This window comes from Neobacillus sp. MER 74 (assembly GCF_023714155.1).
On record NZ_JAMAUV010000002.1, the window covers coordinates 172,578 to 185,626 of the forward strand.

Consider the following 13,049-nt stretch of genomic DNA (forward strand, 5'->3'; position numbering starts at 1 on the left):
ACTTGTTATAATTTGGAGAAATGATAAATAATATTCATTAAAAAATCAACCTTTAACGGTTGATTAAGTAAATTATTGTAATGTCCGTTGATTCGGAGCCAGCGGTACTTTGTTCTCTTTTGACAGGTCAAATGGACCAAGATTTTTTGTTGGAGGGTTCGTAATAAAGACTTTTTCTAATCCGAATTCTTTTGCTGTTAATAACAGTGACTCATAAGCGTTGATTGTTGATTGATCATCTTGAAGGCTCGTATTATCCTCCATTGATACAATTAACGTTTTCTCTTTAATAGACACCTCATTTATCGGAAGTGCAGGTAAAAGTGAACTCTTTAATCCTAGTGCGGGCTGATCCTTTTTCATTTCCTCAACAGCCTTCTTAATATCTTCATATTTTTCTATAGATGGGACTAAGAAGGGTATATCATTACCCTCAGAATAATAAAAGAAGTAGGCATGATTCTTTTGTTGCTGTACACTCACTTCGTCTTGATGACCATAATTCCCCAATTCAATACCAGGTTCTCCATTGGTTGAAAATCTTATCTTTTTAACATCACTATTGGAGGAGATATCTTTTTTCAGAACATTAATGAAATTTGTTTCTGTCGCTGATCCTTGTCCATACTGATGGTTTGATGGAACATCGACTAAGATAGCATTATTTTTTTCATCAAGTTTCAATGAAGCACTAAGAGGATAGAATTCACTTAATCCCCATTCCTGCTCCTTTAAATTCACCATATTTTCATTAAATAACTCCAGCCATGTTTTCTCATTTGAATCATTAATTATTGTTGAAACGGGTACAAGGATTTGTATTTGCGGGTCAGGAATCCAGTAGGTTAATACTTTTCCATCACCCACTTCTTCATCATAAATAGCCGTTTTCGAAGTTTGAGTTTTATCCGCTCCTGAAAATGTCCTTGCTTTTGGACTTGCATCCTCCTTTTTCAATGCAATGGTTGAATTTTCATCTGCCTTTTGTATGTCTCGCTCTACAGATGATTTTTCTTGACCAGCGTGATCCTCTGAATATTGTGGCCCGACCATTAATTTAGGAATTAAGATAAAAAAGATGAGCAAGGCAGCAACAGTAGCAAGACCAGGTACCAGCCATTGTTTTGGTTTCTTTTTTCTTATCGGAAGATTTTCGTAAATGTCACGAGGATTGCGATCATCTTGTATTTTAGGCATCTGCCTTAATAATTCTTCGAGCTGCTTATCGCTCCACTCTGACTTTTTCACTAGTTAATCCCTCCTTTTCATAAGAAAGTTCCATATGCTTCTTCAATACCTTTAACGAACGGTGTTGTGTAGTTTTCACCTTACTTTCAGTCCATCCTAGTGCCTGGGCTGTTTCAGAAATAGATAAATCTTGTATATACCGTAGAATTATTACAGCTCTTTGATCCAGTGTGCAATATTCGAGGCAATTATATACCCATCTGATTTCTTCCCTTTGTACTGCAATTTCTTCTGGAATCGGATATCCGTCTTTCAGTTGATCAGTTGACCAATCGAATTTTTCCAGTAATCTTCCTTTCCATCCTTTTTGTTTTCGGAAAAAGTCTATAGCTACATTTCTCGCAATCGAAAAAAGCCATGTTTTCTCACTGCTTTTCCCTTCAAAACGTCGATAGGATTTAAATACCCTTATATAAACCTCTTGGACAAGATCCTCTGCTTGTTCTTTGTTTCTAACCATATAAAATAGAAATTGAAAAACGTCGTGATGGTATTTTTGATAAAGTTCATCGAAAACGGAGTCCATCCATTCCCCTCCCCGTTCATAATATTAGTCGATTTATATGTATAAAAAGTTTCACCTTATAAATATAGACTTTTTTGTGACAAAATGAAAGGTATTATTTGGAATAGATTTCCTAAAGATATGACAAAAAAACTCATCCTATTTTTATGGATGAGTTTTTGATTGAACAATATTTTTTTCTTAAATGTTCCCCGTGAATCAAGAACAGTCGGCAAAAAACTTGTTCATTTTACTATTTTCGAGGTACTAAAAAGGAAAATGTCGTCCCTTGTCCGAGTTTACTTTGAACCGAGATATGACCATGATGTGCATCAATAATATTTTTTGCTATGGCTAGTCCAAGGCCTGTTCCTGCTCTTCCTCTAGTTCGTGCCTTATCAGCTTTATAAAAGCGCTCAAAAACGAACGGCAAGTCTTCTTCAGGAATACCAGAGCCAGAATCCTTTACTCCAATCATGATTCCCTTTTCTTCAGATCCGACACTTAATTTAACTGATCCACCTTTAGGTGTATGTCTGATTGCATTATCAATTAAATTTGTGAGTACCTGTTCGATTCGATCAGGATCAAAAGAAATAGAGGTGATTCCATTTTCAATCTCCACATACAATCGAATTTCATTATCTTTAGCTAAACCCTGAAACTTATGGATTATACGATTAATAAATGAAGAAATATCAATTTCTTCCATTGTTAGTTGAAGATGACCCGCTTCCATTCGCGCCAGATCCAGCAACTCATTTACAAGCCGGCCCATCCGCAATGATTCATCGTAGATAACCTTTGCCATTTCCTTTTTCTCTTCCTGGGATTCAGCAATATCATCTACAATCGCCTCACTATACCCTTGTAACATCGATATAGGTGTTCTAAGTTCATGTGAAACATTTGCAATAAAATCTTGTCTCATCTTATCTAGCTGCCGTTCCTCTGTCATATCCCTTAAAACAGCAACAGCACCGCGGATAAAACGGTTACTATATAAGGGGCTTACTAAGATGACCCAATGCCTGCCTTGAAACGAAATCTCACCAATTTGTTCAGACTCAGTATCTACTGCTTGTTGAAATAGATCCATTACCTCCGTTGGGATAGCCTCAGAATCAGCACTAAATACACCCATTTCATAATACCAATATTGTAGAAAACGGTCAGCCGGGGGATTAGTAATTAAGATTGTACCATCCCGATTAAAAGTAATAACTCCATCTGCCATACTACTTAAGATACTTGATAGCTGTTCTTTTTCTTGGCTGAGTGCACTCATATTGAATTTCAATTGTCTGCCCATTTGATTAAACGCAGTTGCTAATTCACCAATTTCATCGTGAGTGAGGATTGGAACTTTGGTATCAAACTTCCCTCTAGCCACTTCAAATGCTGCTTCCCTCATCTTTCTTAACGGAGCAGCAATTCTTGTAGATAAAAAGAATGCAAAAATCGTTGTAAGAATAATTGCAACGCCAGCCACAAGTAGAATAAATTTTGTTGTTTCATGAGTTGTTTCCTGCATGACTTCCATTGATTGATAAATAAATACAGCACTATGCTTTTCGCCAGGAAGATGCAAAGGTACACCGATAATCGTAAACTTTGTTCCCTTTCCATCATCATCATTTTCATTGAACGTAAGTGTGGAAACCTTTTCTACATTAATGTCTCTTTGAAAGACCTGTGATAAATTTGGGTCATTCTTAATATCTGTCAATGATAATCTTTTCGTCTTTTCTGTGTTTGGAGAGTAGTAGATTTCATTATCATTTTTGATGATGACAACATTATTTACTTTATCGATAATTTCCCAGGATATCTCTAATCCAAGTGATAATTCCCCATTAGTATGGCCTTCTAAAACGTTAGCAATCTTCTCGGCTGTATTGGTTAAATCCTCTTTCATCCCAAGAGTATTGTAGTTTTGGAAAAATTCGAGAAGCATGATTGTTAAGATGAAAAGCACAACTGAAACTAATAAAAGAATCGTTAACCATAGCTTTCCTACAACACTTCTTAAAAAGGTCATTCATTAATAACCTCAAATTTATAGCCTACACCCCAAACTGTAACGATCATTCTAGCAGCCGGCTCGGAAACTTTATTTAATTTTTCACGGAGACGCTTTACATGTGTATCTACTGTTCGCAGATCTCCGAAAAACTCGTAATGCCAGACTTCTTTAAGTAATTGTTCCCGGTCAAAAACCTTATCAGGCGCTTTCGATAAGAAATAAAGTAATTCATATTCTTTTGGAGTTAAACTAACATCTTTACCATTAGCTGATACTCTGTGTGCATCATTATCAATTGTTAAGTGCGGAAATACAATGACGTCTTTAGTTGTTGTTTCCGTTTGCAGGTAACTAGTTTGTGATGATCTTCTTAACAACGCTTTAACCCTTAAGACAACTTCCCGGGGACTGAATGGTTTAACAATATAATCGTCTGTTCCCACTTCGAATCCTTGAACTCGATTGATTTCTTCCCCTTTTGCTGTCAGCATGATTACTGGCGTTGCCTTTTTTTCTCTTAATTCACGACAAACTTCAATTCCATCCTTACCAGGCATCATTAGGTCGAGGAGAATGGCATCATAATCATTAGCAAATGCTTTCTCTAATGCCTCATTCCCGTCTTCCGCTTCATCAATTATATAATCTTCTCGCTCTAAGTACATTTTTAATAAGCGACGAATTCTTTCTTCATCATCTACCACTAAAATTTTCACGTCTTTATCCATTAATAATCCCCCCATGGAGTTTATTTTACAAAACACTATTGTTTTATGCTATAATTTCCTGCTAATTCACCTGAAAAGTTGTGTCAATATTTTGACAAACTATAAACATTTGAGTTTTAAAAAGGCCCTCACTTTAATAAAAGTGAAGGCTATAAAATTTAGCTTTAAAGCAATTTAACCTGCATAGGAATGGAGTCCAGCAATAACAAGATTTACTGCAACCAGGTTAAACATAATTATGACAAAACCAATAACAGCTAGCCATGCGGATTTTTCTCCATGCCAGCCTTTTGAAAGACGTAGATGTAAAAATGCTGCGTAAAACAACCAAGTAATTAATGCCCATACTTCTTTTGGATCCCAGCCCCAAAACCGCGACCAAGCCATTTGGGCCCAAATCATTGCAAAAATCAGGGCACCTAGCGTAAAAACAGGAAAACCGATTAACACAGATCGATAGCTGATTTCATCCACAAAGTCTAGTTTAATATTTTTTACAATCGGCTTAAGTGCCGCTGCAATTCGCTTTCTTAAAATTAATCTAATGACGCCATAAATAACAATCCCCGCCATCAATGACCAAATGACTGTATTTAATTTTTTTGCATTAATAAAAGCTGGAACCTCGAACAAAGGTTTAAATCCATCTTTAGTTACTAATTCTCCTTCATGTGGACCAGAAAGCGCAGGCATTGTATATTCAAGCACAGACGCGTTATCGTGTTTATCAATCCAATTAAATTTTTCATGATAACCCAAACCAGAAAAAATGGAGGAAACAGCAACAAATCCAATGACTGCAACAAGTGCAAACATCACCAAATCAAGCCAAAAGGTTTGTTTGCTTGATTTGGTTTGATCAATTGCCTTAACAAGATAAATAAGCCCAGCAGCAAAACTAATCGCTAAAATAGCTTCCCCAATTGCCGCAGTCGTAACATGAATATGTAGCCAATAACTTTGCAGCGCAGGAATTAGTGGCGAAATATCCTTCGGAAACATACTTGCATAAGCGATAACCAAAATAGCCACAGGCATGGTAAATAATCCAAGTAATGTAGTTCGATAAATAAAATATATAACAATAAATGCACCGACTAGAGCCATTCCAAAGAATGTTGTAAACTCAAACATATTACTTACTGGAGCGTGTCCTGCCGCAATCCATCTCGTAATAAAATAACCTAATTGGGAGATAAAACCAATAATCGTTAAAAAGACTGCTATTTTCCCCCACTTATTGGTTCCTTGCTTTTCTTCCCCTTGCTTTTTGGATTTAATCGACCCGCCAAAAAATAGGGTTGCAACTAAATATATAATAAAAGAAATAAATAATAAATTACTACTTATTGATACCAACTAGACTCCCCCCTTATCCGATTCTTCTAATTGAGTTTGATCAATTGGCATTTTAAGATTCGTATCTGCCAATACACCTTCAATTTCTCGTTTTAATCCATACCAATTTTTATTTGTGTGCGCAGCAATCCAGACTTCGCCGTTTTTATTTTGAAGCCAAATGCGGCGATGATTCCAATAGGCACCTTGAATGACACCAATCATAAAGATGATTCCACCTATAATAATCACCCAAAGGGTTGAATCTTTACGAACAATAAAGCCTGAAACATTTGTTGTTTCGATTCCTTTGAAGGACATCTTATATTGGTTATCACCAAATGGTTCAATTGTTTGCTTGATGGCTACAAAACTTGTTTCTCCTTTTGGCTTATCAGGAGTCACCATCCGAAAGACAAAAGCAGGGTTGTTGGGTACCCGTGATTTAGTGGTTGGCTCGCCATTGTCTGCAAATTCAAAGTCAGGAAAATAGTTTAGTATTTCAACTGAGTAGCCCTTTCCGAGGTCATATTTCATCTTCGGATCTCTTAGGTCAACTGTAAGTTCGCCCATGGATTGGTTTGTCTTTTTATTTGTCAAACCAAATGACATTTTATTTAATTCATTCCTGAATGAAGCCTGGAAAACCGAATAGCCTTCATATGTGAGTGGTAAATTTACACGTACCTTATAATCTTCAACCTTTTTAAGGGTTGGTTTCTCTCCAGGGAGATTTTCTCCAACTCGTTTATATAGAACAACGTTAGATTGATAATTTTTTACAACTTCCCCGGCCTTATCAATCGCCTTTTCAAAGGTTTTATCTTTATTTTTATCGTAATGCTCCAGAATGAACTTGTTATTTTGAAGATAGAACTTTCCATCCGTCTCTGGAACAACAGCTGTTTCACCTTCACGCACCCAAAGGTCCTCGTTAACATACATTCCTGGAATAAAGCGCAGCATACCGCCGAATAAGAAAATAATTAAACCGACATGGTTTACGTATGGACCCCAGCGAGAAAATCGACCCTTTTCCGCTAGAATATCTCCATTTTCTTCTCGAATATTGTAGCGCCGTTCTTGTAAATGTTTCTTAACGATTGAAAAATCACTTTCACTTGCTGATTCGTTCACCCCGAAAACACGCTGACGTTTTAAAAAACCTTCATGTCGAGTTACTCTTTGGGCTTTAAGAGCCTTATATAATGGCACAACACGATCAAGACTACAAATGACTAGCGATATTCCAATCATTGCAATCAAAACTAAGTACCACCAAGAACCATATAGGTTATTAAATCCCAATTGGTAATATAATTTACCAAACCAGCCATATTCTTGTTCGTAGTATACATCTGGAGGTAAATCGATATACATTTCTTGAGGCAATATGGTACCAAGTGATGAGGCAATTAAGGTGATTATAATCAGCCAAACGCCAACTTTTACTGATGAAAAAAAGTTCCATATTTTATCAATAATCGTTTTATTATATGTTTGTGAACGGCGTGCACTCCCTTCATAACGCATATCAATAAGCTGTTCTGAAGTAGATTGAACGATCAGCTCTTTTCCACATGCTTCACATAAAACGGTTCCATGGGGATTCACATGCCCACATTCACATTTAACATCCTTCATTCGAAAAAACTCCCTACAACCTTATGGTTTAATTTTCTCCATAAACTCCCTTACTTTTTCTTCCGTGAGTTCACCAGTATAATAATTTACAACTTTGCCATTCTTATCAATTAAAAATGTAGCTGGAAGCGGATCAATACCATAAGTATTCATGACTTCTTTATCAGTATCAATCATAATTGGAAAATCCAGTTTTAAACGCTCTGCAAATTGATTAACTGCGAGTTCAGATTCTTGAATATCTACTGTCAAGACTTGAACACCTTTGTCTTTATACTGATGATATTGATTATTAATATAAGGCATTTCCTTTTTACATGGCGGGCACCACGTTCCCCAGAAATTCAGGAATACCCCTTGTCCACGGTAATCTGAAAGCTGATGCTTTTTTCCTTGCATATCGACTAATGCAAAATCAGGAGCCTGTGCACCTACCGCAACTTTTTGTTTCGTATCGTTTGTAAAATTTTGATACAACGTATAAACAACGGCAGCACCTAGTAATAGTAAGATGATGGATCTTATAACTAATCGCCGTTTTTTCATAAGAAAACCCTCCCATAACCACTTGACACAGTTTGTCTAATTATAGCATTTCTCAATATATTCACAGTGTTAACGCAGAACGTAATTTGTGACGGTTTTATGAATTTTTTTTGGCAGACCCCATCCCGAGTGCTCTAAGTTGCTTTACTTCATGTGGTGTCAGTTCTCTTGCGTCACCTGTTCTTAAACCACTTAATGTTAAGAAACCGTAGCGTTCACGCTTTAATTTCACCACTTCATGGCCAATCGCTTCGAACATCCTTCTAACCTGACGATTTCTACCTTCATGGATGGTTATTTCAACGATTGCAGTTTGTTTTTTATTATCTGCCGAGAGTAATTTTACTCTTGCAGGGGCCGTTTTACCATCTTCTAGACGGATACCCCTTTCTAGTTTCCTTAAATTTTCCTTTAAGGGAATTCCTTTCACTTTTGCTACATAAACCTTATCAATTTCATTTTTAGGATGCATCAGTATATTAGCAAATTCCCCGTCATTGGTTAGCACTAATAAACCTGATGTATCATAATCAAGACGTCCAACGGGATAAATTCTTTCTTTTAGATGCGGAAAGAAATCTGTGACTACTTTTCTGCCCTTATCATCATTAACACTTGAGATAACTCCTCGTGGTTTATATAAAAGGAAATAAACAGGTTCTTCTTTCTCAATCTGAATTTCATCTACTTCTACCCTATCAGATGCAGAAACTTTCAGTCCAAGTTCCGTAACAACCTTTCCATTAACCTTTACGCGCCTTTCTTTTATTAGGTCCTCTGCTTTTCTTCTAGAAGTAATGCCCGCCCGAGCAATTACTTTTTGTAATCTTTCCATTGTTCCACCTCAAATTTATCTATATAAAACGATTTGACAGCAGCAAACTGCATCCTATCCTTATGAATTATGACACAATTCCTTCACTTTTCAAAGTAACGGATATTATTACAGAAAAATAAAAATAGCATGTCCAAAGAACATGCTACAATCGTGTTAATTATTTTGTACCAAAGATTAAACCAACAACGGCAATCGCCGCAATAATACCAACGACATCCGCGAGGAGTCCTACTTTAAGGGCATCCCCCATTTTTTTAATACCAACAGCTCCAAAATAAACGGTTAACACATAAAACGTCGTGTCAGTACTCCCTTGCAAAACAGATGCTAAACGGCCAATAAATGAATCAGGACCATATACAGCAATTAAATCACTTGTCATCCCAAGTGCTGCATTCCCAGAAATTGGCCTTATGATTAGTAATGGCACAATTTCAGCAGGTACGCCCATTGTTTTCATGAGTGGGCGAATCCAATTCATTAAAGCATCAAGTGCACCAGATGCCCGGAAGACGGAAATAGCCACAAGCATACCAACTAGAAAGGGAATAATGGATACAGCAATTTTAATGCCTTCCTTTCCTCCCTCAACAAAACTTTCATAGGTAGAGACGCGTTTCATTGTCCCATATAATAAAATAAACCCAATGAGTAATGGAATAAAAGTTAATGAAATTACCGAAATGAGTTCCATGCATCCTCATCCTTTTCTGTTTCTGCGATAATAGAAATAACGGTCAATTAGGATTGCTCCTAGTGCTGAAATAATAGTTGCAATGATTGTTGGAATGACAATCTCCGTAGGAGATGCTGAATGATAGTTCATTCTAATCGCAATGACAGTAGTAGGAATAATTGTAATACTTGCTGTATTAATTGCTAAAAAGGTGACCATGGATCTGCTGGCAGAATCCTTTCCCCCATTTAACTTTTTTAATTCTTCCATTGCCTTAATCCCTAAGGGAGTGGCAGCGTTCCCTAATCCAAACATATTAGAAATCATATTGGATAATATATAACCCATCGCTGGATGGTTAACTGGTACCTCCGGGAAAAGTCGTTTAACCAGCGGTCGAAAAAATCTAGAAAGACGCTCTAGAAGGCCCGACTCCTCCGCAATCCGCATCATTCCAAGCCAAAAGACCAGAACACTAATAAGCCCGATACACAGTGTCACCGCTTCTTTCGCCCCATCAAAGATTGCTTTGTTCACTTCAGCCATGGTTCCATTGATTAATGCGAAAATAAAACCAACAATAAACATAAACACCCAGATATAATTAACCATTGTCCTTCACACCACAAAAGATAAGAAAAATTTTCTTTACGAATTCAAACAATCCTTCTTTCTTTACAGGCACGCTTTGATAGTAAATAGGCGTTTCTTGGACAACACGCCCATCTAAGTAAACTGCAGCCTTACCTACGACTACATCATTCTTCTTATCATCATCAAATTTTTGTGTCGGTTTATTTAGTTTGTATTTTATGGAGAATAAATCCATTTCCTCGCTTGTAACCGGATAAACAATTGTTTTCTTTATATATAGGTGATTCTTATAAGCCTTATTCTTAATACCATCAATCTTACCCTCAGCTAACACTTCAGCCATATCAAACCCTTTAAAACCACTTTCATACATAGAAATATGGTCATTCCAATCATCTGGATCGTTTAAGGTGACTGCAATTAAGCTCATATCTCCCTTTGTTGCCGTTGTTACCAAGGTTCGTTTCGCCCGTTTTGTGTACCCTGTTTTTCCACCGGTGGTATATTTATATTTTGTTAGCAAGCGGTTTTTATTTTTCCAAACACGGTCCCAATCTTCCGTAGGATTTGGTGCTCGATAAACCTTTGTTCCAGAGATTTTTTTAAAGGTTTTATCCTGCATGGCATAACGCATTAACACAGCCATGTCATAGGCTGTGGAGTAATGATTTTCATGATCATCAAGGCCATGAGGATTAGAAAAATGGGTATTTAACATCCCGATTTGCTTTGCTTTTTGATTCATTAGATAGGCAAAACCCTCAACACTTCCACCCACATATTCGGCTATTGCTACCGCAGTGTCATTTCCAGACCTGAGCATCAATCCATAGACTAAATCTTTAAGTTTAATTTTTTCTCCTGGCTTTAAATAAACAGATGATCCTTCCGCACGAGTTGCTTGTTCACTTACTTTTACATATTCATTCATTTTCCCCGATTCAATCGCTAGCTTCGCAGTCATTATTTTCGTAATACTCGCGATTCTTCTTTTTGTGTGGGCATCTTTCTCAAAAAGGATGCGCCCTGATTTCTGCTCTATTAAAACAGCACTTGCTGCACTTACGGAAACAGAAGCTTCCACCTTTTGAGGAATGTTAGCAATGAATAGTGAGACCATGAGGGAATACATAACTAGCTTCCAAATCATTCTCATTAGATTTACCCCGTCTCCTTGTAAAGTTATCTTCTCTTTTAGTCAAAGCAGTTTTTGCTTTTCATTTTTCTTGTACAAGTTTATGCAGGACAAGGCTTGTTATGACAACTTGCTGAAGAAAAACGAAAGCAGACGACAACATGCCGTCTGCTCAATTTCATTTCCCTTATTACATTGCTGTCCATTTCATGTCTGCTGATTTTTCAAAACGCATTTCTACATCATGCCAATTGACTATGTTCCACCAATTGTCTACATATTCAGGTCTTTTATTCTTGTACTGAAGATAATAAGCATGCTCCCAAACATCTAATACCAAGAGTGGAATGGTATCCCATTGGGTCAAAAGCATATGTCGTTCAGATTGTAAAATCTCCAAATGTCTTGCTTGAGGTGACCAAACTAATATTGCCCAGCCTACTCCTTCAACTTGTTTGGCCGCTTCAGTAAATTGCTTCTTAAATGCCGTAAAACTGCCAAAGTATTTTTCTATTTCACTCTTCAACGGTCCATGTGGACTCCCGCCTCCATGCGGGCTCATGTTTTTCCAAAAAATCGAATGAAGATAATGCCCTGACCCGTGAAAAGCAAGCTCTCTTGACCAGTGTTTAATTAATGCGAAATCATTTATTTCCCTTGCTTCTTTAAGTTTAAGTTCTGCTTTATTTAATCCATCAACATATGCCTGGTGATGCTTATCATGATGAAGTCTCATGATTTCTTCTGATATATATGGTTCCAAAGCATTATAGGGATAGGGGAGGTTAGGCAGTGTATGCCCGCCTAGAGGAACTCTTTTCTCTCCCACCCTAATGTCACCTCTCGCTTGTTTTCTATTAAAGTAATGTTCCATTTGCTCATGGATATATTCAGCCTTAGCTTGTAATGTTAGTAGTTCTTCATTCGATAACTGCGTTCTTGTGCTTTCGATTAACTCAGTAAAACTATCCAGTTGTTCCCATAACTCTGAGCTGCTGCCCTCTTTTTCCGATTGAAGAAACTGCTTCATTTGCTCATTCCACTTAAACATTTCGTTTACATATTGACTAAATTTATCCATACCATCCCTCATTCCTGACCTGTTAAGATGTAATCTACCTAAATGGTATGAGAGATACGGTTTAATAAGAACAAAAACAAAGCTGCCCTAGTAGGGCAGCCGTAAAAAAATAAAAATATTAAGTTTTTCGACTATGGTAACAGTCCAGCTTCAGCGCTATGGCGCTGCCGCTTTTTATTTTGATTGGATCATTTTAGTTCTGTAGTCTGTTTCATAATACTCAAGTTCTTCCCTGATTCGTTGAAAGTCACCTTCTAAACTTTTAACCAACTGAGCGATATTGTCTGATACAGTGCGGTAAAACTTAATAGAATTCCTTCCAGTGTAAGCTGACCTGCTGTCCTCATACCATGCATCATTTTTCGGAGAGAAAAACTCTTCAATACATTGATGGTAAATTTTGTAAAGCGTCTTTTCCGCTGCAGCTTTTTGAAAAGGGCTGCCCTGCAAAATAACGGAACATGCATCTAACCCTTCCTCGCTATAAACAACTATTTTTCGTAAATTTGCGAAGATCAATTTATTATAGTTTGTATCTTCTTCATTTTCTAAGTTTAATTGTGAAATAGTTGCCTCATTTAAAAAATTCTCTAATGTTGAGATAGATCTTCCTAGAAAACTCTTTACATCATTTAATTGTGTTTTTACCAATGTATTCCCCATTGTGTACCCCCTAGGTTTTTTACTTCG

Annotated in this window: 13 protein-coding genes; all 13 read right to left on the reverse strand. The window is 36.9% G+C overall.

What is annotated here, in order from left to right; translation table 11 throughout:
- Positions 1 to 72: 72 nt before the first annotated feature.
- Positions 73 to 1,248, reverse strand: coding sequence for a hypothetical protein (locus M3610_RS05160; protein ID WP_251457008.1), 1,176 nt, complete (start codon positions 1,246 to 1,248; stop codon positions 73 to 75).
- Entirely contained in the window at positions 1,223 to 1,774 is a 552-nt protein-coding gene (gene sigX, locus M3610_RS05165) for an RNA polymerase sigma factor SigX (protein WP_098574840.1), read from the reverse strand. Before sigX ends, M3610_RS05160 begins: the two co-directional genes overlap by 26 nt.
- Positions 1,775 to 2,006: 232 nt before the next feature.
- Positions 2,007 to 3,794 carry an ATP-binding protein gene (locus tag M3610_RS05170; RefSeq protein ID WP_251457011.1) on the reverse strand — a complete coding sequence of 596 codons (1,788 nt, stop codon included), beginning with the start codon at positions 3,792 to 3,794 and terminating at the stop codon, positions 2,007 to 2,009.
- Complete coding sequence (locus M3610_RS05175; RefSeq protein WP_098574842.1) at positions 3,791 to 4,507, reverse strand: response regulator transcription factor; 717 nt, start codon at positions 4,505 to 4,507, stop codon at positions 3,791 to 3,793. The genes M3610_RS05170 and M3610_RS05175 overlap by 4 nt, the downstream gene beginning before the upstream one ends.
- 174 nt (positions 4,508 to 4,681) lie before the next feature.
- Complete coding sequence (gene ccsB / locus M3610_RS05180) at positions 4,682 to 5,866, reverse strand: c-type cytochrome biogenesis protein CcsB (protein WP_251457014.1); 1,185 nt, start codon at positions 5,864 to 5,866, stop codon at positions 4,682 to 4,684.
- Positions 5,867 to 7,489 carry a cytochrome c biogenesis protein ResB gene (resB, locus tag M3610_RS05185; protein WP_251457017.1) on the reverse strand — a complete coding sequence of 541 codons (1,623 nt, stop codon included), beginning with the start codon at positions 7,487 to 7,489 and terminating at the stop codon, positions 5,867 to 5,869.
- 21 nt (positions 7,490 to 7,510) lie between these two features.
- The gene (gene resA, locus M3610_RS05190) at positions 7,511 to 8,035 is read right to left on the reverse strand and encodes a thiol-disulfide oxidoreductase ResA (RefSeq protein ID WP_251457021.1); all 525 of its coding nucleotides are present in this window, start codon (positions 8,033 to 8,035) and stop codon (positions 7,511 to 7,513) included.
- Positions 8,036 to 8,132: 97 nt separating this feature from the next.
- Positions 8,133 to 8,870, reverse strand: coding sequence for a 23S rRNA pseudouridine(2605) synthase RluB (gene rluB / locus M3610_RS05195; RefSeq protein ID WP_251457024.1), 738 nt, complete (start codon positions 8,868 to 8,870; stop codon positions 8,133 to 8,135).
- 160 nt (positions 8,871 to 9,030) lie between these two features.
- Positions 9,031 to 9,567, reverse strand: coding sequence for a spore maturation protein (locus M3610_RS05200; protein WP_098574847.1), 537 nt, complete (start codon positions 9,565 to 9,567; stop codon positions 9,031 to 9,033).
- A gap of 6 nt (positions 9,568 to 9,573) precedes the next feature.
- A complete protein-coding gene (locus M3610_RS05205) occupies positions 9,574 to 10,161 on the reverse strand; it encodes a nucleoside recognition domain-containing protein (RefSeq protein WP_026563973.1) in 588 nt (195 codons plus the stop codon).
- On the reverse strand, positions 10,154 to 11,299 hold the full coding sequence (locus tag M3610_RS05210) for a D-alanyl-D-alanine carboxypeptidase family protein (protein WP_251457027.1): 1,146 nt from the start codon (positions 11,297 to 11,299) through the stop codon (positions 10,154 to 10,156). The genes M3610_RS05205 and M3610_RS05210 overlap by 8 nt, the downstream gene beginning before the upstream one ends.
- A gap of 169 nt (positions 11,300 to 11,468) precedes the next feature.
- Entirely contained in the window at positions 11,469 to 12,359 is an 891-nt protein-coding gene (locus M3610_RS05215) for a superoxide dismutase (RefSeq protein ID WP_251457030.1), read from the reverse strand.
- A 174-nt stretch (positions 12,360 to 12,533) separates the two neighbouring features.
- Complete coding sequence (locus tag M3610_RS05220; RefSeq protein ID WP_251457033.1) at positions 12,534 to 13,022, reverse strand: YpuI family protein; 489 nt, start codon at positions 13,020 to 13,022, stop codon at positions 12,534 to 12,536.
- Positions 13,023 to 13,049: the final 27 nt, after the last annotated feature.